The 19,536-nt window shown below is 74.0% G+C and carries 16 protein-coding genes; 5 read left to right on the forward strand and 11 right to left on the reverse strand.

Features of this window, described 5'->3' with window-relative positions:
* Positions 1–29: 29 nt before the first annotated feature.
* Positions 30–1,796: an aspartate--tRNA ligase gene (gene aspS, locus ACFSJS_RS04345; protein ID WP_380897574.1), complete on the reverse strand. Its 1,767-nt coding sequence runs from the start codon at positions 1,794–1,796 to the stop codon at positions 30–32.
* Between the two features lie 233 nt (positions 1,797–2,029).
* On the opposite strand from aspS, the gene ACFSJS_RS04350 reads away from it, so the two are divergent.
* Complete coding sequence (locus ACFSJS_RS04350) at positions 2,030–4,288, forward strand: ATP-binding SpoIIE family protein phosphatase (RefSeq protein WP_380896913.1); 2,259 nt, start codon at positions 2,030–2,032, stop codon at positions 4,286–4,288.
* 72 nt (positions 4,289–4,360) lie between these two features.
* Here the strand turns inward: ACFSJS_RS04350 and ACFSJS_RS04355 are convergent, their stop codons facing one another.
* Both ACFSJS_RS04355 and ACFSJS_RS04360 read right to left on the reverse strand, forming a co-directional pair.
* Positions 4,361–5,317 carry a pirin family protein gene (locus ACFSJS_RS04355; RefSeq protein WP_380896915.1) on the reverse strand — a complete coding sequence of 319 codons (957 nt, stop codon included), beginning with the start codon at positions 5,315–5,317 and terminating at the stop codon, positions 4,361–4,363.
* A gap of 140 nt (positions 5,318–5,457) precedes the next feature.
* Positions 5,458–5,988 (reverse strand): SseB family protein, encoded by a 531-nt coding sequence (locus ACFSJS_RS04360; protein ID WP_380896918.1) that lies wholly within the window; start codon positions 5,986–5,988, stop codon positions 5,458–5,460.
* 209 nt (positions 5,989–6,197) lie between these two features.
* Between ACFSJS_RS04360 and ACFSJS_RS04365 the strand changes: the two genes are divergently transcribed.
* From ACFSJS_RS04365 to ACFSJS_RS04375, 3 genes are all read left to right on the forward strand, one after another.
* A complete protein-coding gene (locus ACFSJS_RS04365; protein ID WP_380896920.1) occupies positions 6,198–8,024 on the forward strand; it encodes an acyl-CoA dehydrogenase in 1,827 nt (608 codons plus the stop codon).
* A 126-nt stretch (positions 8,025–8,150) separates the two neighbouring features.
* Positions 8,151–9,455 (forward strand): M18 family aminopeptidase, encoded by a 1,305-nt coding sequence (locus tag ACFSJS_RS04370; RefSeq protein WP_380896922.1) that lies wholly within the window; start codon positions 8,151–8,153, stop codon positions 9,453–9,455.
* Between the two features lie 167 nt (positions 9,456–9,622).
* Positions 9,623–9,853, forward strand: coding sequence for a DUF6458 family protein (locus ACFSJS_RS04375; protein WP_380896923.1), 231 nt, complete (start codon positions 9,623–9,625; stop codon positions 9,851–9,853).
* A gap of 172 nt (positions 9,854–10,025) precedes the next feature.
* On the opposite strand, the gene ACFSJS_RS04380 is transcribed toward ACFSJS_RS04375, so the two are convergent.
* From ACFSJS_RS04380 to ACFSJS_RS04400, 5 genes are all read right to left on the reverse strand, one after another.
* Positions 10,026–11,897, reverse strand: a complete 1,872-nt coding sequence (locus tag ACFSJS_RS04380) for an NHL domain-containing thioredoxin family protein (protein ID WP_380896925.1) — start codon at positions 11,895–11,897, stop codon at positions 10,026–10,028.
* A gap of 13 nt (positions 11,898–11,910) precedes the next feature.
* Complete coding sequence (locus tag ACFSJS_RS04385; RefSeq protein ID WP_380896927.1) at positions 11,911–12,396, reverse strand: DoxX family protein; 486 nt, start codon at positions 12,394–12,396, stop codon at positions 11,911–11,913.
* A 170-nt stretch (positions 12,397–12,566) separates the two neighbouring features.
* Positions 12,567–13,595 carry an endonuclease/exonuclease/phosphatase family protein gene (locus ACFSJS_RS04390; protein WP_380896929.1) on the reverse strand — a complete coding sequence of 343 codons (1,029 nt, stop codon included), beginning with the start codon at positions 13,593–13,595 and terminating at the stop codon, positions 12,567–12,569.
* A gap of 34 nt (positions 13,596–13,629) precedes the next feature.
* On the reverse strand, positions 13,630–13,923 hold the full coding sequence (locus ACFSJS_RS04395; RefSeq protein ID WP_380896931.1) for a YiaA/YiaB family inner membrane protein: 294 nt from the start codon (positions 13,921–13,923) through the stop codon (positions 13,630–13,632).
* A gap of 106 nt (positions 13,924–14,029) precedes the next feature.
* Positions 14,030–14,827, reverse strand: a complete 798-nt coding sequence (locus ACFSJS_RS04400; protein WP_380897576.1) for a carbon-nitrogen family hydrolase — start codon at positions 14,825–14,827, stop codon at positions 14,030–14,032.
* 156 nt (positions 14,828–14,983) lie between these two features.
* Between ACFSJS_RS04400 and ACFSJS_RS04405 the strand changes: the two genes are divergently transcribed.
* Complete coding sequence (locus ACFSJS_RS04405) at positions 14,984–15,808, forward strand: maleylpyruvate isomerase family mycothiol-dependent enzyme (protein WP_380896933.1); 825 nt, start codon at positions 14,984–14,986, stop codon at positions 15,806–15,808.
* 39 nt (positions 15,809–15,847) lie between these two features.
* Here the strand turns inward: ACFSJS_RS04405 and ACFSJS_RS04410 are convergent, their stop codons facing one another.
* From ACFSJS_RS04410 to ACFSJS_RS04420, 3 genes are all read right to left on the reverse strand, one after another.
* Positions 15,848–17,167, reverse strand: a complete 1,320-nt coding sequence (locus ACFSJS_RS04410; protein ID WP_380896935.1) for an MFS transporter — start codon at positions 17,165–17,167, stop codon at positions 15,848–15,850.
* Positions 17,164–17,856 carry a GntR family transcriptional regulator gene (locus ACFSJS_RS04415; protein WP_380896937.1) on the reverse strand — a complete coding sequence of 231 codons (693 nt, stop codon included), beginning with the start codon at positions 17,854–17,856 and terminating at the stop codon, positions 17,164–17,166. Before ACFSJS_RS04415 ends, ACFSJS_RS04410 begins: the two co-directional genes overlap by 4 nt.
* Positions 17,857–18,055: 199 nt before the next feature.
* Positions 18,056–19,528: a dihydrolipoamide acetyltransferase family protein gene (locus ACFSJS_RS04420; protein WP_380896939.1), complete on the reverse strand. Its 1,473-nt coding sequence runs from the start codon at positions 19,526–19,528 to the stop codon at positions 18,056–18,058.
* Positions 19,529–19,536: the final 8 nt, after the last annotated feature.

Here is a 19,536-nt window from a genome sequence, read left to right on the forward strand (position 1 = left end):
CCGCCGGCCCCCGCCCCCGGTGCTTGCGGCTACGTGGCCTGCGGGGGCTTGCGCACCGACAGGTGCAGCTCCTTCAGCCGGGCCTCGCCGACCTCGCTGGGGGCGCCCATGAGCAGGTCCTGGGCGTTGCCGTTGAGCGGGAAGGCGATGGTCTCGCGGATGTTGGGCTCGTCGGCCAGCAGCATCACGATGCGGTCCACGCCCGGGGCGATGCCGCCGTGCGGCGGGGCGCCGAAGCGGAAGGCGCGGAGCATGCCGCCGAACTCCTGCTCGACCTCCTCGCGGCTGTAGCCGGCGATCTCGAAGGCCTTGTACATGATGTCCGGCTCGTGGTTCCGGATCGCGCCGGAGGACAGCTCGACACCGTTGCAGACGATGTCGTACTGCCAGGCCAGGACGTCCAGCGGGTCCTTGGTCTCCAGCGCCTCCAGGCCGCCCTGCGGCATGGAGAACGGGTTGTGGGAGAACTCGATCGCGCCGGTGTCCTCGTTCTTCTCGAACATCGGGAAGTCGACGATCCAGCAGAAGCGGAAGACGTTCTCCTCGAAGTGGCCGGTGCGGCGGCCGGCCTCGACGCGGACCGCGCCCATGATCCTGGAGACCTCGTCGAACTCGCCCGCGCCGAAGAAGACGGCGGTGCCGGGCCCGGCGTCCAGCCGCTCCAGCAGCGCGGCGGTGTCCTTCTCGGTGAGGAACTTGGCGATCGGGCCGGTGAGGGCGCCCTCGTCGCCGACGCGGATCCAGGCCAGGCCCTTGGCGCCCTGCAGGGCGGCGAACTCGCCCATCTGGTCGAAGAACTTGCGCGGCTGGTCGCCGGTGCCGGGCACGGCCAGGGCGCGGACGTGCTTGCCGGCGAACGCCTTGAAGCCGGAGCCGGCGAACACGTCGGAGACGTCGACCAGTTCCAGCGGGACGCGCAGGTCCGGCTTGTCGCTGCCGTACTTGAGCATCGCCTCGCGGAACGGGATCCGCGGGAAGGGCGAGGTGACGTGGCGGCCGCCGCCGAACTCCTCGAACAGCTCGGTCATCACCTTCTCGATGACGCCGAAGACGTCCTCCTGCTCGACGAAGCTCATCTCGACGTCGAGCTGGTAGAACTCGCCCGGCGAGCGGTCGGCGCGGGCGTCCTCGTCGCGGAAGCAGGGCGCGATCTGGAAGTAGCGGTCGAAGCCGGCGATCATCAGCAGCTGCTTGAACTGCTGCGGGGCCTGCGGCAGGGCGTAGAACTTCCCCGCGTGCAGCCGGGAGGGCACCAGGAAGTCGCGGGCGCCCTCGGGGGAGGTGGCCGACAGGATCGGGGTGGCCATCTCGTTGAAGCCGAGCGCGGTCATCTTCTGCCGGATGGCGGCGATCACGGCCGAGCGCAGCATGATGTTGCGGTGCATGCGCTCCTTGCGCAGGTCGAGGAAGCGGTACTCCAGGCGCCGCTCCTCGTTGACGCCGTCCTCGGTGTTGATGGTGAACGGCAGCGGGTCGGCACCGCCCAGCACCTCGACGCCGGAGACCTCGACCTCGATCTCGCCGGTGGGCAGCTCGGGGTTGACGTTCTCCTCGCCGCGGGCGACGACCCGGCCGTCGACCCGGACGACGGACTCCTTGGAGATCGAGCTCAGCGCCTCGTAGGGGGCGGTGTCCGGGCGGACGACGAGCTGGACGATCCCGTAGTGGTCCCGCAGATCGATGAAGAGGATGCCGCCCAGGTTCCGCCGATTGTGCAGCCAGCCGGAGAGGCGGACATCCGTGTCGATGTCCGCGGCACGGAGCTCGCCGCAGGTGTGGGACCGGTACCGATGCATCATGCGTCCAAGTCGTCAGGTTGTCGGGTCTCGTCGGGCCGCCTGTCGGCGCTCCGTCAACACGTCCGTCGGCGCGCCCGTCCGGGCGCCTGTCCGGGCCTGCGCCGGAGCCGCGCCGAGAGCCGCACCGGGGCGTCCGGGCCGCTCTCGGGGCGGGCACACGCGTCTCCACAGACTACCGCCCGGCCCCCTTCTGCTGGGTGCCCCACAGAATGTCCCCATACAGTGGAAAAGTGCACATCGAAGACATTCTGGCAGCCAACGGGGTCGGCCTGTGGAGCTGGGACAACACCGCGGGCCTGTGCACCCTGGACGCCATCGCGGCCCGGCTGCTGGGGCTGCCGCCCGAGGAGGCCACCCTCCCCGAGACCGCCCTGCGCACCCGCTACAACACGCTCGACTACGCCGAGCTGAGCAACGTCGCCGCCCTGGCCGTCACCGAGGGCACCGTGGCCGAGGCCCTGCTGCGGGTGGTGGACCGGGACGGCGGCGTCCTGCGGATCGTCCGCGTCCGGCTGGCCCTCGCCGAGCAGCCGCCCGAGCACCAGCCGGACCTGGCGAACTTCACGCTCCACGGCCTGATGGCCGAGGCGTCCTGGCCGGCCGGGGCGCCGTGGGAGCTCGCCGAGGTCCCCGCCGACGCCCCCCTGGAGGAGTACAGCGCCCCCCACCTCTCCCTCCCGGAGCGCCCGGGGGCTCCCCCCGCCGTGCTCTCCCCCTCGGGGCAGGCGCCGGTCGCCGACGACCGGCGCGGCTCCCGCGAGTCCTTCCTGCTGGACTTCGGCCGGACCCTGGCCGAGGCCCACACCACGCGGGAGGTGCTGCGGGTGCTCGGGGAGCTGTCGCCGCCCGGCCTGGCCCCCTCCTCCATGGTCGTGTACGGGGTGCGGGGCGACCGGCTGACGCCGATCGGCTTCTCCGGGGAGCACGAGCGCCACCGCACGCCCTTCGGCGAGATGACGCTGGAGAGCGAGTACCCCGGCAGCGTGGCGGCCCGCACCGGCCGGGCCGTCTACCTCTCCTCGTCCGACGAGTACCGCCGCCGCTTCCCCGCCGTGTGGCCCCTCGTCGAGAGCTACGGGCGCGGCGCCCGGGCGTACCTGCCGCTGATCGTGGCGGGACGGACCATCGGGACCTGGATGGTCGCCTTCCGGGGGCCGGTCGCCTTCGCCCCCGAGGAGCGGTACCTGCTGGTGACGGTGGCCAGGATGCTCGCGCAGGCGCTGTCGCGGGTGTACGTCCAGGAGGCCCGGCGGGAGCTGGCCGACAGCCTCCAGCGCGCCATGCGCCCCGCCCGCCGGACGGAGATCCCCGGGATGACGCTGGTCAGCCGGTACCTGCCGGTCGGCGGCGGGCTCCAGGTGGGCGGCGACTGGTACGACGTGATCCCGCTGCCGTCCGGCCGCACCGCGCTGGTCGTCGGCGACGTGCAGGGGCACGACGTGCGGGCGGCCGGGGTCATGACACGGCTGCGGATCGCGCTGCGCGCCTACGCCTCGGAGGGGCACCGGCCCGACGCGGTGCTCTCCCGGGCCAACCGCTTCCTGGACCGGCTGGACTCCGACGAGCTGTCCGGGTCCGGCGACGGCGAGGCCGCCCTCCTGGACGACCACCGGTTCGCCACCTGCCTGTACGTGGAGGCCGACCCCTCCACCGGGTCGATCCACATCGCGCGCGCCGGCCATCCCGACCCGGTGGTCCGGATGGCCGACGGGACGGTGCTGACCCTCGCCGCGACCGCCGGGCCGCCGCTGGGGGTGGAGCCGGAGTCGGACTACCCGATCACCCGCACCGCGCTGGGCCCGGGCGAGACGCTGCTGATGTGCACCGACGGGCTGATCGAGGCGGGCGGCCTGGACTACGACACCGGGTGGAAGCGGCTGCGGAAGGCCCTGGGCGAACGCTCCGACACCTCGCTGGAGGACCTCGCCGACGCCCTGATCCGCACCATGAACGGACCCCCCGCGCGCCGTGCGGCCGGCACCGGCGCCAGCGGCGGACCGCACGCCGGCGGGCGCGAGGACGACATCGCGCTGCTGCTCCTGGGCCGGGCCGCCCAGGGGCCGGCGCCCAGGCGGCCGCTGGCCCGGCGCCTGGTGCTGTCCCTGTCCCAGGCGGAGCAGGAGCGGGTCGCCGCGGCCCGCCACCAGTTGCGCGAGCTGCTGTACGACTGGGCGTCCGACGACCGCGTGGAAGGTGCCGTGCTGCTGCTGTCGGAGCTGCTGACGAACGCCCTGGTCCACACCGAGGGGGACGCCTCGCTGGTCGCCGAGCTGAGCGGGGAGCGCGGCGCGCGGCGGCTGCGCGTGGAGGTCGCCGACCCCAGCGACGAGCTGCCCCACCGCCGCGAACCCGGCGAGCTGGCCTCGCGCGGCCGGGGCCTGCTGCTCCTGGAGATGCTGGCGGACTCCTGGGGGGTGGCGCCGCGGGGCGAGGGGAAGAGCATCTGGTTCGAGCTCAAGGAGGGCTCGGCGCGGCCCGCGGGCGGCTGAGCCCGGACGGTGCGGGGGCGGTCGCGGTCCGGCCCGGGGGCTCCGGGCCGGACCGCGCGGGAGGGCCGGGGCCTACGCGCGGGTGGCCGGCACGCGCCCCAGCCGCCCCGCCTTGAAGTCCTCGAACGCCTGGACCAGTTCGGCGTGGCTGTTCATCACGAACGGGCCGTAGTGGGCCATCGGCTCGCGGATGGGCCGCCCGCCCAGCAGGACGACCTCCAGCTCGGGGGTGTGGGAGTCCTGCGCGTCGGCGGCGCGCAGCGTCAGCGAGCCCCCCCTGCCGTACACCGCCGCCTGGCCCAGCTCGACCGGACGGCGGTCGGGGCCGACCGTCCCGCGGCCGGCGAGCACGTAGGCGAGGGCGTTGAAGTCCTCGCGCCAGGGGAGGGTGAGTTCCGCCCCGGGGCTGACCGTCGCGTGGATCATGGTGATCGGGGTGTGGGTGACACCCGGCCCAAAGTGGCCCGCCAGGTCGCCGGCGATCAGCCTCAGCAGCGCGCCGCCGTCGGCGGAGGCGAGCAGCTTCACCCGGCCGCCGCCGATGTCCTGGTAGCGCGGGGGGCTCATCTTGTCCTTGGCCGGGAGGTTCACCCACAGCTGGAGCCCGTGGAAGAGGCCGCCGCTGACGACCAGCTCCTCCGGCGGTGCCTCGATGTGCAGCAGGCCGCTCCCGGCGGTCATCCACTGGGTGTCGCCGTCGTTGATGACGCCGCCCCCGCCGGCGGAGTCCTGGTGGACGAAGGAGCCGTCGATCAGGTAGGTGACGGTCTCGAAGCCGCGGTGCGGATGCCAGGGCGTGCCCTTCGGCTCTCCGGGCGCGTACTCCACCTCGCCCATCTGGTCCATCATGATGAACGGGTCGAGGTGGCGGTAGTCGATGCCCGCGAAGGCCCGGCGGACGGGGAAGCCCTCGCCCTCGAAGCCCTTGGGGGCGGTGCTCACCGTCAGGACGGGGCGGGGCGCGGTTCCGGCGGCCGGGGCGTCGACGCGCGGGAGCGCGAGCGGGTTCTCGGCGGTGATGGCGGGCAAGGGGACCTCCTCGGGAAACCGTGGCGGGTCCACAGTATTTCAATGTTCAACAAAAATCCAGGACAGCGCCCCCGATGGCCGGAAACCGCCCCCGCGGGGACCCCGCCCCCGGCGCGTACGGCCGGAGCGGGCGCCGGCCGTCAGCCGTACATGCGGCGCATCGCGAAGTCGACCATCTCCTCCACCGCCTTGGCGTCGAAGACGATCCGGTGGTCGCCCTCCATGTCCAGCACGAAGCCGTAGCCCGAGGGCAGCAGGTCGAGCACCTCGGCGCCGGTGATCACGAAGTACTTGGAGTCCTTGCCCGCGTACGCCCGCAGCTCCTTGAGCGTGGTGAACATCGGGATCACCGGCTGCTGGGTGTTGTGCAGCGCCAGGAAGCCCGGGGTGTCGCCGCGCGGGCAGTACACCTTCGAGGTGGCGAAGACCGCCTGGAAGTCCTCGGAGGTCATCGCTCCGGTGGTGAAGGCGCGCACGGCCTCGGCCAGGGACGGCGGCGACGGCTCCGGGTAGTGCTGCTGCTGGTGCCGGCCGTACCCGGGCGGCGGCTGCTGGGAGGCGTAGTGCTGCTGCCCCGCGTGCGCGCCGTGCCCCGGGTGGCCGGTGTGGCCGGTGTGGCCGCCGTGACCGGCGTGCTGCCCCGCGTTTCCGGTCTGGTCGTAGCCGTACATGCGGCAAAGCCTACTGAGTCGGGGGCCGTTCGCGCCCCGCGGCCGGGGCACCGCGCGCCCCCGCCGGCTGCCCCGGGAGGGCGTGGGGACTCCGTCACAGTCGGGCGGATCGGGGTTGATTCTTATTACCGACGGGTAGCATGATGAGAGCTACTTTCCGGTACGCGTATGCGAGGACTCTCCTCCCTATCCACTACGGAGCCGTCGCCATGGGGCACTACAAGTCGAATCTCCGCGACATCGAGTTCAACCTCTTCGAGGTGCTCGGCCGCGACACGGTGTACGGCACCGGCCCGTTCGCGGAGATGGACGTCGAGACCGCCAAGAGCGTCCTGGCCGAGGTGGCCCGCCTCTCGGAGAACGAGCTGGCCGCCTCCTTCGAGGACGCCGACCGCAACCCGCCGGTGTTCGACCCGGAGACCAACACCGCGCCGGTCCCGGCCTCCTTCAAGAAGAGCTACCAGGCGTACATGGACGCCGAGTGGTGGCGGCTGGGCATCCCGGAGGCCATCGGCGGCACCAACGCCCCGCGCTCCCTGCTGTGGGCCTTCGCCGAGACCATCCTGGGCTCCAACCCCGCCGTGTGGATGTACGCCTCCGGCCCCGCCTTCGCGGGCGTCCTCCACGAGGAGGGCACCGAGGAGCAGCAGAAGATCGCCCAGCTGATGGTGGACCGGCAGTGGGGCTCCACCATGGTGCTCACCGAGCCGGACGCGGGCTCCGACGTGGGCGCCGGCCGCACCAAGGCGATCAGGCAGGAGGACGGCTCCTGGCACATCGAGGGCGTCAAGCGCTTCATCACCTCGGGCGAGCACGACATGTCCGAGAACATCGTGCACTTCGTCCTCGCCCGCCCCGAGGGCCACGGCCCGGGCACCAAGGGCCTGTCCCTGTTCATCGTCCCCAAGTACGACTTCGACTGGTCCACCGGCGAGCTCGGCGAGCGCAACGGCGTCTACGCCACCAACGTCGAGCACAAGATGGGCCTGCGCGTCTCCAACACCTGCGAGATGACCTTCGGCGCCAACCGCCCCGCCAAGGGCTGGCTGCTGGGCGAGAAGCACGACGGCATCCGCCAGATGTTCAAGATCATCGAGTTCGCGCGGATGATGGTCGGCACGAAGGCCATCGCCACCCTGTCCACCGGCTACCTCAACGCGCTGGAGTACGCCAAGGAGCGCGTCCAGGGCGCCGACCTGGCCCAGTTCACGGACAAGACCGCCCCGCGCGTCACCATCACCCACCACCCCGACGTGCGCCGCTCCCTGATGACGCAGAAGGCGTACGCCGAGGGCATGCGCTCCCTGGTCCTGTACACCGCCGCCGTCCAGGACGAGGTCCAGGTCAAGGAGGCCTGCGGCGAGGACGCCTCCGCCGCCAAGCGCCTGAACGACCTGCTGCTGCCGATCGTCAAGGGCTACGGCTCGGAGAAGTCCTACGAGCAGCTCGCCCAGTCGCTGCAGACCTTCGGCGGCTCCGGCTACCTGCAGGAGTACCCGATCGAGCAGTACATCCGGGACGCCAAGATCGACACCCTCTACGAGGGCACCACGGCGATCCAGGGCCAGGACTACTTCTTCCGCAAGATCGTCCGCGACCAGGGCCAGGCGCTGACCGCCCTGTCGGAGGAGATCAAGAAGTTCCTGGCCGAGGCCGCCGGCGGCGAGGAGCTGGCCGCGGCCCGCGAGCAGCTCGCCAAGGCTGCGGCCGACCTGGAGGCCATCGTCGGCACCATGCTGACCGACCTGGCCGCCACCGAGAAGGACGTGAAGTCCATCTACAAGGTCGGCCTCAACACCACCCGCCTGCTGATGGCCTCCGGCGACGTCGTCGTCGGCTACCTGCTGCTGAAGGGCGCCGCCGTGGCCGCCGACAAGCTGCCGGGCGCCTCCGCCAAGGACAAGTCCTTCTACGCGGGCAAGATCGCCTCGGCGAAGTTCTTCGCGGCCAACGTCCTGCCGGGCGTCGCGGTGCAGCGGCAGATCGCCGAGGCCACCGACCTGTCCGTGATGGAGCTGGACGAGGCCGCGTTCTGACGGACCTCCGCCGGCGCCCCGGCCCCGGTCCCGTGAGCCGGGACCGGGGCCGGGGCACACCGCGAGGCAGGGCCCCGTTCCCAGGTCAGGGGGGAGCGGGGCCCCTCGCGTTCGTATGCTGGGCCCATGAGCACTCCCCGCCGCTTCGGCCGTGAGCACACCGACGACCTGGTGTCCTTCCTCCAGGCGTCCCCCACCCCCTACCACGCGGTCGCGAGCGCCGCGCAGCGGCTGGAGGAGGCGGGCTTCCGCCGGCTGTCCGAGGCCGACGCCTGGGAGGGCGGCAGCGGGGGCAGGTACGTGGTGCGCGGCGGCGCGATCATCGCCTGGTACGTGCCGGAGGGTGCCGGGCCGGCCACCCCCTTCCGGATCGTCGGGGCCCACACCGACTCCCCCAACCTGCGCGTCAAGCCCGTCCCCGACACCGGGGCGGCCGGCTGGCGGCAGATCGCCGTGGAGATCTACGGCGGCACCCTGCTCAACACCTGGCTCGACCGCGACCTGGGACTGGCCGGGCGGCTGGCGCTGCGCGACGGCTCCACCCGCCTGATCGGCGTCGACCGGCCGCTGCTGCGCGTCCCGCAGCTCGCCATCCACCTGGACCGGCAGGCCAACGACGGCCTGAAGCTGGACCGCCAGCGCCACATGACGCCCGTCTGGGGCCTGGGCGAGCCCCGCGAGGGGGACCTCGTGGGGTTCCTGGCGGAGGAGGCCGGGCTGGACGCCTCCGACATCGCCGGCTGGGACCTGATGGCCCACAGCGTGGAGCCGCCCGCCTACCTCGGCCGCGACCGCGAGCTGCTGGCCGGGCCGCGCATGGACAACCTGCTCTCCGTCCACGCGGGCACCGCCGCGCTGACCGCCGCGGCCGCGTACGACCGGGAGCGGGGCGGCGGGCTGCCGTACATCCCGGTGCTGGCCGCCTTCGACCACGAGGAGAACGGCAGCCAGTCCGACACCGGCGCCGAGGGCCCGCTGCTGGGCAACGTGCTGGAGCGCTCCGTCCTCACCCGCGGCGGCACCCACGAGGACCGCGCCCGCGCGTACGCCGGGACGGTCTGCCTCTCCTCGGACACCGGCCACGCCGTCCACCCCAACTACCCCGAGCGGCACGAGCCGGGCCACCACCCGATGCCCAACGGCGGGCCGATCCTCAAGGTCAACGTCAACCAGCGGTACGCCACCGACGGCGCCGGGCGCGCCGTCTTCGCGGCGGCCTGCGAGCGGGCCGGAGTGCCGTGGCAGTCGTTCGTCTCCCACAACGCGGTGCCCTGCGGGACGACGATCGGCCCCATCACCGCCGCGCGGCACGGCATCGCCACCGTGGACATCGGCGTGGCGATCCTGTCGATGCACTCCGCCCGCGAACTGTGCGGCGCCGACGACCCGTACCTGCTGGCCAACGTCCTGACCGCCTTCCTCGCCGGCTGAACGCCCCAACGCCGCGGCCCCCTGGGGAGCCGTCAGCGGCCCCGGGGCGCCCGGCCGTTCGGCCCGTGCCCGCGATTCCCCGCGGGTGCGGGCCGATTGCGGTGGAGGGCCGGGGGTAGGCGGGTGGTTGGACAAGCCCTCAACCAGCCGGACGGAGGCGGTTATTCATGGGCATGGCATTGACCATCGTGCTGATCGCGGTGGGGGCGATCCTGACCTTCGGGGTCAGCTGGGAGATCTCGGGGGTCAACCTCGACGTGATCGGCCTGATCCTCATGGCGGTCGGCTTCATCGGGCTGGCGTCGTACGTGAGCATCTTCAAGCGCCGCCGCGTGCAGCCCCCGAGCCCGGCGGCCCCCGTCGTCGAGGAGACCCACCGCCACGAGTGGCGCGGCTGACGGTGCGCGGCGGCGCAGGCCGCCGACCGCCGCCGGCCGCGTCCCCGGACTCCCCCGCGGCGCTCCCGGCCCGAACGGGCCCGCCCGGGGCGGTGGAAACGGTGCGGCCCGGTCCGGGCGGCAGGTCCCGGACCGGGCCGCGGCGCGTGCGCGGACGCACCCGCCCGCCGTCCTACGCCTGCTCGTCCATCCCCGCCAGGACCAGCGGCAGCCGGGAGGCGCCGCCGGGGACGACGCGCACCGGGACGCCCCAGTCCTGCTGGTGGACGTGGCAGGCCGGGTACTCGGTGGCCGGATCGTCGTCGCAGGAGGCGGCCATCGCCGAGACGTGCAGCACGCCCTCGGCCACGCCGCCGGCGAGCACCAGCTCCCGCTCCAGGTCCGTGCCCTGCCCGGCGCCGTCCGCCAGCAGCTCCGGCGGGGTGGCGCTGACCAGCAGCCGGGTGGAGGGTCCGTAGCGCTCGTCCAGCTTCTGGCCGGGCGGGGCCTGGAAGACGACGTCCAGCCGGAGCCTGCCCGGCGCCACCTCGGTGGCCTCGCGCCGCGTGCGGTGCGCGACCGCCTCGACGCGCACGGCCTCCTCCGGCAGCCGCAGCCGGGTCAGCCGGTGGCGGGCGGACTCCACCACCACGATGTCGTCGCCGACCAGGACGGCGTCGGACGGCTCGCGCAGGTCCGTGGCGAGGGTGGCGACCTCGTCGGCGGCCGGGTCGTAGCGGCGCAGGGCGTGGTTGTAGGTGTCGCACACCGCCACCGAACCGTCGGGCAACGCGGTGACGCCCAGCGGGTGCTGGAGCAGTGCCTGGTCCGCCGCCCCGTCGCGGTGGCCGAAGTCGAACAGGCCGGTGCCGACGGCCGTGCGCACGGCGAAGCCGCCGCCCTCTCCGTCGCCTCCGTCGCGTTCGACCCAGCGCAGGGACGAGGTCTCGGAGTCGGCCACCCACAGCCGCTCCCCGGCCGCCGCCAGCCCGGAGGGCTGCGCGAACCACGCCTCGCCGGCCGGGCCGTCGACCAGGCCCTCGTTGGTGGTGCCCGCCGCGACGGCCACCGTCCCCGCGGCCGGGTCGTAGGTCCACAGCTGGTGGACGCCGGCCATCGCGATCCAGAGGCGGTCCGCCCACCAGGCCACGTCCCACGGCGAGGAGAGGTCCACCTCGCGCGCCGGGCCGGAGGAGGGCGAGCCCTGCCACCACTGGCGGCCGGTCCCGGCGAGGGTGGTGACCTCACCGGTGGCCGGGTCCCAGGCCCGCAGCGCGTGGTTGACGGTGTCGGCCACGGCCACCCGCCCGTCGGGCAGCAGCGCCAGGCCCTGCGGCTCGCTGAACCGCGCCCCGGTGGCGGGGCCGTCCGCGAACCCGCGCTCGCCGTCGCCGATGCGCCGCACGACGGTCTCCCCGTCCGCCTCCAGCTCCACCAGCTGGTGCCGGGTGGTGTCGCTGACCAGCAGGCCGCCGGAGGGCAGCACGAGCGCCTTGCCGGGGAAGCGCAGGTCGGTCGGCTCCGGCTCCGGCGGCACGTAGGGGCCGTCGCCGCGCCGCAGGGTGCCCTTGGCGGCGTGCTCGGCCTCCAGCTCCTCCACCAGCCTTCCGATGGCGTGGACGTGGCCCTCGCCCGCGTGCTGGGCCACCACGTAGCCCTCGGGGTCGATGACGACGAGCGTGGGCCAGGCGCGGACCGCGTACTGCTTCCAGGTCGCCAGCTCGGGGTCGTCCAGGACGGGGTGGTGCACCCCGTACCGCTCGACGGCGTCGACGACGGCCCGGTGCTCGGCCTCGTGGACGAACTTCGGCGAGTGGACGCCGATCACCACCACAGTGTCGCGGTGCTTCTCCTCCAGCTCGCGCAGCTCGTCCAGGACGTGCAGGCAGTTGATGCAGCAGAAGGTCCAGAAGTCCAGGATGGTGATGCGTCCCCGCAGCTCGGCGAGGCTCAGCTCCTTGCCGCCGGTGTTGAGCCAGCCCCCCTTGCCCACCAGTTCGGGGGCGCGTACGCGGGCGCGTCGGGGGGCCGGGGAGTCCGGGGCAGGGGGTGGCGGAACGTTCATGCCCTCCAGTGTGTCAAGGCCGCGGACGATCTTCCGCGCGGACCTCCCCGCGGGCCGCCCGGAGGGCGTCCAGCGACCAGCGGCCGGGGCCGAGAGCGGCGATCAGCAGGAAGGACCAGCAGAACATCGCGGCGGGCTCGCCGCCGTTCTCCAGGGGGAAGAGGCCCGCGGGCTGGTGGACGACGAAGTAGGCGTAGGCCATCGACCCCGAGCAGAGGACGGCGGCGATCCGGGTGCCGAGCCCGACCGCCACGAGCACGCCGCCGGCGAGCTGGATGGCGGCCGCCCACCAGCCCGGCCACTGGCCGACCTCCGGGACGCGGCCGCCGTGCGGGCCGCCGAGCACGCCGAACAGGGTGGCGGCTCCGTGGCAGGCGAAGAGCAGCCCGACGACGGCGCGGAAGAGCGCCGCGACGTGCTCCCCCGCCTCCTCCAGCAGACGGGCGGAGGGCGCGGGGCGGGCGGGGGAGGCGGGGGCCGTGCCGGTGTTCTCTCGCATGGTGCGCTCCTGGGGGGTGGGGGTCCGCGAGCTTCCGGGCATGCGACGACGCGCGGGGCGCGTTGGTCTAGACCTGACGCACCGTAGCGGCACACCGACCAGTCGTCTAGACCATTCGCGCGTCCGTTCCCGGCGTCCGCCCGGCCGGCCCGCCGACGGCCCCCCGGCGGCTACGGCTCCCCGGCCAGCTGCGGGAGCGCGACCCGCGCCACGACCGGGAGGTGGTCGCTGCCGGTGGCGGGCAGGGTGCGCAGGCGGACGACCGTCGCGCCGCGGGCGAGGACGTGGTCGATCCGGGCGGCGGGGAAGGACGCCGGCCAGCTGAAGGAGAAGCCGTCCGCGGCACCCGCGTCCGGCGCGCCGAGGCGGTCCAGGACGGGGGCGAGGCCGCGGTCGTCCAGGGTGCCGTTGAGGTCGCCGAGCACGAGCACCCGGGGCAGGGCCTCCGCCCGCAGGGCGGCGCCCAGCAGGCGGGCGCTCCCGTCCCGCCGCTCCGTGTCGAAGCCGGTCGCGCGGAGGCGGACCGAGGGCAGGTGGACGACGTGGACGGCGATGTCCCCGTGCGGGGTGCGGGCGGTGGCGCGCAGACCCCGGCTCCACCCGGGACCGACGCCCTCGGGCCGGATGTCCAGCGGGCGGACGTCCGTCAGCGGATACCGCGACCACAGACCGACGGTGCCCACGACCGCCCGGTGGGGGAGGCTCGGGGACAGTTCCGCCTCGTAGGCCGGGCGGGCGCCGGGCACCACCTCCTCCAGCGCGACCAGATCGGCCCCGGCCCCGGCCAGGGCGCGGGCGGCGGCGCGCGGGTCGGGGTTGACGTCGCTAACGTTGTGCTGGACGACCGTGAGGACGGCCGCCCCGGGCGCCGGCTCCGGACCGCCGGGCAGCAGGACGCCGTGGAAGAGGCCCAGCCAGGCGGCCGACGGCAGCAGCAGCGCCACCCGTGCGAGGACCGAGCGGCGCAGCAGCGCCACGGCCGACAGGACGAGGACGGCCGGGCCCGTCCACGGCAGGAAGGTCTCCAGCAGGCTGCCGAGGCCCAGGGCGCCGGGGACGAGGGAGTGCAGCGCCGGCAGGGCGGCGGCCACCACGGCGAGCGCGGCGGTGGTCCGCCCGCGCGTCCGGGCGGTCCGTCCGCCGGCCTCCTCGTCCCCCCGCCGCCGCAGGGCCGCGAGGGCCCGCCCCACCCGTGTCACGTGCTTCCTCTCCCCCACTCCGCCCCGCGGCGGTTCAGACGTTCCTGGGGTCGAACGGATCGTGCTCACTGATCAGCTTGTCGATCCGGGCCTTGTCCACCCGGCTGGTCACCTCCTGCAGTTCCTGCCGGTCCCGCACGCACTTGGCCAGTGTGAAGGCCGAGGAGACCAGGAAGAGGACGCCCAGCGCCAGGAACCCCCGCTCCCACGCGCCCACCGGCAGGTAGGCGACGCCGAGGGCCACGGCGAGCAGGGAGAGCCCGAACGAGAGGACCGCCTGCACGAAGAACGCGGCCGTCACGGGCCGCTGCACCGGTGGTGTGGTCATGCCCACAGCGTGGCGCGGGCCACGGGGGCGTGCATGAGTACGGCTACCCGAGTACCGCGGCGGCGGACGCGGACGCCGCCCGGGGCCGGTCCGGCCCCGGCCGGGGTCAGCGCAGCACGCGGTCCCGCAGGACGGGGAAGTCCGCGCGGACCTTCTCCACGTACGCCGGGTCCAGCTCGGCGGTGACGACCCGCTCCCCGGCGTCCTCCGCCTCGGCCAGCGTCTCGCCCCACGGGTCGACGATCACGCTGCGGCCCGCCTGGGGGACGTCCGCGTGGGTCCCGGCGGTGCCGCAGGCCAGGACGTACGCCTGGTTCTCCACCGCGCGGGCGCGGGCCAGCAGGCTCCAGTGGGCGGCGCGGCGCGCGGGCCAGCCCGCGCAGACCACCAGCGTCCGGGCCCCGGCGTCGGTCAGGGCCCGGAACAGCTCCGGGAAGCGCAGGTCGTAGCAGGTCGCCAGCCCCAGGGTGGTGTCGGGCAGCGGGACGGTGACCGGCTCGTCGCCCGCGGACATCAAGGTGGCCTCGCCGCGGTCGAAGCCGAAGCGGTGGATCTTGCGGTACGTGCGGACCAGCTCCCCGCCGGGGGAGAAGACCAGGGCGGTGTTGTAGAGGGCGTCGGCGCCGCCCTCCCCCTCGCCGGGGGCCCGCTCGACCACGGACCCGGCGTGCAGCCACACGCGCGCCTCGCGCGCCGCCTCCGACATGGCCCGCGCGGTGGGGCCGTCGAGCGGCTCGGCCCCGGCGGCGAAGGCGTCGAAGGAGAAGGCCCCGACCGTCCACAGCTCGGGCAGGACGACCAGGTCGGACCCGGACTGCTCCCGCACCAGCGCGGCCGCCCGCGCACGCCGGGACTCGGCTGGTTCGTCCGGATCCACGCCGATCTGGAGGAGTGAGGCGCGCACCGTACCACCGCCCGTCAGGTCGTAGGGGTCAAAGCCCGTGGGCGGGCAGCCTACGATCGTCACCCGAAAGGTCTGTCAGGCTGCCCGCCCGCAGCGTAACTTGAGAGCACCCAGTCCGCGAGCCCACGCATTCTCCGCACGTACCGAGGGGTCCCGTTGACCGACCACCCGAGCCTTCAGCCCTACGCCGACGCCTGGGCCCACTCCGTCGAGGCGATATCCGAGCTGGTCTCCCCGCTCGTCGAGGGCGAGTGGAACCGCGCGACCGAGTGCCCGGGATGGTCCGTCCGCGACGTCGTCTCGCACGTCATCGGATCGGAGTGCGAGATGCTGGGCGACCCCCGGCCGATCCACTCCCTGCCGCGCGACCTGTTCCACGTCAAGGACGACCTCAGCCGCCGCATCGAGGTGCACGTGGACGTGCGCCGCTGCCACACCGCGCCGGAGATGACCAGCGAACTGGAGTACACGATCATCCGGCGGTCGCGCCAGCTGCGGAACGAGAAGCGCGACCCGTCGGCGAAGGTCGCGACCCCGCTGGGCGTGGAGATGACGCTGGAGCGGGCGCTGCGGCTGCGGGCGTTCGACGTGTGGGTGCACGAGCAGGACCTGCGGCGCGCCCTGGGCAGGCCCGGCAATCTGGACTCCCCCGGCGCGCACGTCGCCCGGGACGTGCTGCTGGAGGGGCTGCCGAAGGTCGTCGCCAAGGACGCGGGCGCTCCCCCGAACACGGCGGTCGTCTTCGACGTGAGCGGACCGGTGGAGTTCATGCGGACCGTCCGCGTGGACGGCGAGGGCCGGGGCACGGTGGACGGCAGCGTCTCCCTGGGCCCGGCGGTCACCGTGGCGACCGACTGGGAGACGTACCTGCGGCTGGCCTGCGGGCGGGTGCGGCCCGCGGCCGTGCGCGACAGCCTCAAGATCGAGGGCGACCGGGAGCTCGCGGACGCGATCCTCGCCCACTTCTCCGTCACGCCCTGACCCCGCCGCCGGGCCGGGGCGCCCGGCCCCGCGGCGGGCTCAGGCCGGGACGTGCACCGCCTCGACGCGGCTGGCCACCACCCGCTCGCGCTCGCGGCGCTGCGCCCGGCCGCGCAGCCGCAGGATCTGCACGGTGCCCAGCGCCTGGAGGACGAAGACGGACGCGAACGCGATCCGGTAGTCGCCGCCGGTCGCGTCCAGCAGGACGCCCACCGCCAGCAGGGTGGTCATCGACGCGGTGAAGCCGCCGATGTTGACGATCCCCGAGGCCGTGCCCTGCCGCTCGGGCGGGTTGGCGGGGCGGGCGAAGTCGAAGCCGATCATCGAGCCCGGACCGCAGGCGCCGAGCACCAGGCCCAGCACCACCAGCACCCACGACGGCGCCTGCCCCGGCCACAGCAGCACCATCGCCCAGGCGGCCGCGGTGGCCAGCACCGTGCCCAGCGCCAGCGGTGCCCGGGCGCCCCCGTGCCGGGCGATGACCTGGCCGTAGACCAGCCCGATCACCATGTTGGAGAGCACCACCAAGGTCAGCAGGTTGCCCGCCTCGGCCCGGCTGCGGCCCTGCGCCTCCACGAGGAACGGCAGCCCCCACAGCAGCAGGAAGACCATCCCGGGGAACTGCGTGGTGAAGTGCACCCACATCCCCAGCCGGGTGCCCGGCTCCCGCCAGGCGGCGGCGAGCTGCCGGCGCACGTAGCCGTGTTCGTGGACCGGCTCCGGCGCACGCGCCGGCTCGGGGGCGGCGCCCTCGGGCTGGTCCTTCAGGAAGAGCAGGACGAGCACCAGCACCACCACGCCCAGCGCGGCGCTGCCCGCGAAGGTCGGCGTCCAGCCCGCCCCGGCCAGCACCCGGGCCAGCACCAGCGTCGTCAGCAGGTTGCCCGCCATCCCGAACAACGCCGCCACCTGGGCGATCAGCGGTCCGCGGCGGGCCGGGAACCAGCGCGAGCCCAGCCGCAGCACGCTGATGAACGTCATCGCGTCGCCGCAGCCCAGCAGCGCACGGGCGGCCAGCGCCATGGCGTACGAGCCGGAGAGCGCGAACGCGAACTGGCCGGTGGTGAAGAGCACGATGCCCAGGAGGAGGACCTTCCTGGTCCCCCAGCGGTCCACCAGCAGGCCGACGGGTATCTGCATCCCGGCGTAGACCAGCAGTTGGAGGATGGAGAAGGTCGACAGGGCGGAGGCGTTGATGTCGAAGCGCTCGGCCGCGTCGATGCCCGCCACGCCCAGGCTGGTGCGGTAGGTGATGGCGGTGAAGTAGACGGTGACGCCGATGCCCCAGACGAAGGCGGCCCGCAGGCCGCCCAGGTGCGCTTCGGAGCCCGGCGCCCCGGGAAGTGCCGCGCCCTTCACCGGACCTCACCGCGCAGCAGGTGCCGCACCGAGCCGACGTGGCCGCGGATCGCCCCGGCGGCGGCCTCGACGTCGCCGGCGCGCAGGGTCCGCAGGATCTCGGTGTGCTCGGTGATGTTCTTGGCCACCCGGTCGGGGTGGGAGTGCATCACGGCGACGCCCATGCGGAGCTGGCGGTCGCGGAGCTGGTCGTAGAGCCGCTCGACGATCTGGTTGCCGGCCGCCTTGACGATGGTGGCGTGGAAGCAGCGGTCGGTGGCGGCCATCGCCGCCAGGTCGCCGGTCTCGGCCTGCCGGCGCTGCTGCTCCAGGAGCTCGGCCAGCCTCTCCAGCAGCGCCGCCGGGGCGGGCATGACCTTGCGGACGGCGTGCTCCTCGACCAGCAGCCTCGTCTCCACCACGTCGCCGATCTCCTGCACGGAGACGGGCAGGACGAGCGCGCCCTTCTTCGGGTAGAGCCGGAGCAGGCCCTCGGCCTCCAGCCGCAGCAGGGCCTCGCGCACGGGGGTGCGCGAGACGCCGACGGCCTCGGCCAGTCCCCCCTCGGTGAGCAGCGTCCCGCCCTCGTAGTGGCGTTCCAGCACGCCCTGCTTGACGTGCGTGTAGACGCGCTCGGCGGCCGGCGGCCGCACGGCGGGGGGCGGGACCACGGGCGCGGCGACGGCCGCGGGAGACGGTACGGAAGGCATGGACACACCATAGATACAACAGGTATGCGTTCTCACGCCGTGTCCGCGATGCGGACCCCGGGCCCTGGACGACGCCCGGGGGAAGAGGTCGGCCGAGCCGGACGTCCGGGTCCGGCACTCCCCGGTCCGAGGGGCGCCGGAACGGAGGGGGCCCGGCGCACGGTGCGTGCGCCGGGCCCCTCACGGAGCACGCCGGGCGTCAGGCCCAGGTGATCAGCCGCTTGGGGTGCTCCAGGACGGCCGCGACGTCGGCCAGCACCTTCGAGCCCAGCTCGCCGTCGACCAGGCGGTGGTCGAAGGAGAGGGCCAGGGTGGTGACCTGGCGCGGCTTGACCTTGCCCTTGTGGACCCAGGGCTGGAGCTTGACCTGGCCGAAGGCGAGGATCGCCGACTCCCCGGGGTTGAGGATCGGGGTGCCGGTGTCGACGCCGAAGACGCCCACGTTGGTGATGGTGACCGTGCCGCCGGCCATGTCCGCCGGGGAGGTCTTCCCCTCGCGGGCGGTGGCGACCAGCTCGCCCAGCGCCTTCGCCAGCTCCGGCAGGGTCTTGGCGTGCGCGTCCTTGATGTTCGGCACGATCAGACCGCGCGGGGTGGCCGCGGCGATGCCCAGGTTGACGTACTCCTTGTGGACGATCTCCTGGTTGGCCTCGTCCCAGGCGGCGTTGATCTCCGGGTTGCGCCGGATCGCCACCAGGAACGCCTTGGCCACCAGCAGCAGCGGGTTGACCCGCAGACCCGCCATGTCCGGGTCCTGCTTGAGCTCCTGCACCAGCTTCATGGTGCGGGTGACGTCCACGGTGACGAACTCGGTGACGTGCGGCGCGGTGAAGGCGCTGGAGACCATCGCCTGGGCCGTCGCCTTGCGCACGCCCTTGATCGGCACCCTGCGCTCGCGCTCGCCGGCCGACCGGACCGCCGGTGCCGCGGCCTGCTCGGGGGCGGGGGCCGGCGCGGTCCGCGGCGCGGCGGCCGGCGCCGGGGCGGCGGTACGGGCCGCCGCGGCGGCGTGGACGTCCTCGCGGGTGACGACCCCGCCCTCGCCGGTGGGAACGACCGTGTCCAGGTCCACGCCCAGGTCCTTGGCGAGCTTGCGCACCGGCGGCTTGGCCAGCGGACGGGACGGGGAGGGCTCGTCGGCCACCGGCACCGCGGGCGCCTCGGCGACGGCCGTGGCGGTCCCGTTCAGCTCCGCCTGGACCGCCGACTGCGCGGCCTGCGCCTGCCCGCCGGCGGGCTGCTTGCGCGGCCTGCGCCGGGTCGACGAGGTGCCCACGCCGTAGCCGACCAGCACCGGCTGGCGCTTGCCGCCCTCCTCCTTCTCCGGCTCCGCCTCCGGCTCGGCCGGAGCGGCCGCGGGCGCGGGCGCGGCGGCCGGCTCCAGCGGCCCGGCCGACGGGTCGGTGTCCACCGTGATGATCGGGGTGCCGACGTCCACGGTGGTGCCCTCGTCGAAGCGCAGCTCGTGCACCACACCGGTGTACGGGATCGGCAGCTCGACGGCCGCCTTGGCCGTCTCGACCTCGCACACCACCTGGCCGTCGGTGACCTCGTCACCGGGCTTGACGTGCCAGGAGAGGATCTCGGCCTCGGTCAGGCCCTCGCCCACGTCGGGCATCTTGAACTCGCGGATGCGCTGGGCACCTGCCCCGGCGGCAGCCGTATCAGTCATCGTCACGA

It is taken from the genome of Streptomyces desertarenae (assembly GCF_042681365.1).
GTDB classification, from domain to species: Bacteria; Actinomycetota; Actinomycetes; order Streptomycetales; family Streptomycetaceae; genus Streptomyces; species Streptomyces desertarenae.

What these genes read in the sequence shown, in the direction of transcription:
- aspS (WP_380897574.1), bottom strand. Translation starts at nt 1,796, where the DNA reads ATGCATCGGTACCGGTCCCACACCTGCGGCGAGCTCCGTGCCGCGGAC.
- ACFSJS_RS04360 (WP_380896918.1), bottom strand. Translation starts at nt 5,988, where the DNA reads ATGTACGGCTACGACCAGACCGGAAACGCGGGGCAGCACGCCGGTCAC.
- ACFSJS_RS04365 (WP_380896920.1), top strand. Translation starts at nt 6,198, where the DNA reads ATGGGGCACTACAAGTCGAATCTCCGCGACATCGAGTTCAACCTCTTC.
- ACFSJS_RS04370 (WP_380896922.1), top strand. Translation starts at nt 8,151, where the DNA reads ATGAGCACTCCCCGCCGCTTCGGCCGTGAGCACACCGACGACCTGGTG.
- ACFSJS_RS04375 (WP_380896923.1), top strand. Translation starts at nt 9,623, where the DNA reads ATGGGCATGGCATTGACCATCGTGCTGATCGCGGTGGGGGCGATCCTG.
- ACFSJS_RS04380 (WP_380896925.1), bottom strand. Translation starts at nt 11,897, where the DNA reads ATGAACGTTCCGCCACCCCCTGCCCCGGACTCCCCGGCCCCCCGACGC.
- ACFSJS_RS04385 (WP_380896927.1), bottom strand. Translation starts at nt 12,396, where the DNA reads ATGCGAGAGAACACCGGCACGGCCCCCGCCTCCCCCGCCCGCCCCGCG.
- ACFSJS_RS04395 (WP_380896931.1), bottom strand. Translation starts at nt 13,923, where the DNA reads ATGACCACACCACCGGTGCAGCGGCCCGTGACGGCCGCGTTCTTCGTG.
- ACFSJS_RS04415 (WP_380896937.1), bottom strand. Translation starts at nt 17,856, where the DNA reads ATGCCTTCCGTACCGTCTCCCGCGGCCGTCGCCGCGCCCGTGGTCCCG.
- ACFSJS_RS04420 (WP_380896939.1), bottom strand. Translation starts at nt 19,528, where the DNA reads ATGACTGATACGGCTGCCGCCGGGGCAGGTGCCCAGCGCATCCGCGAG.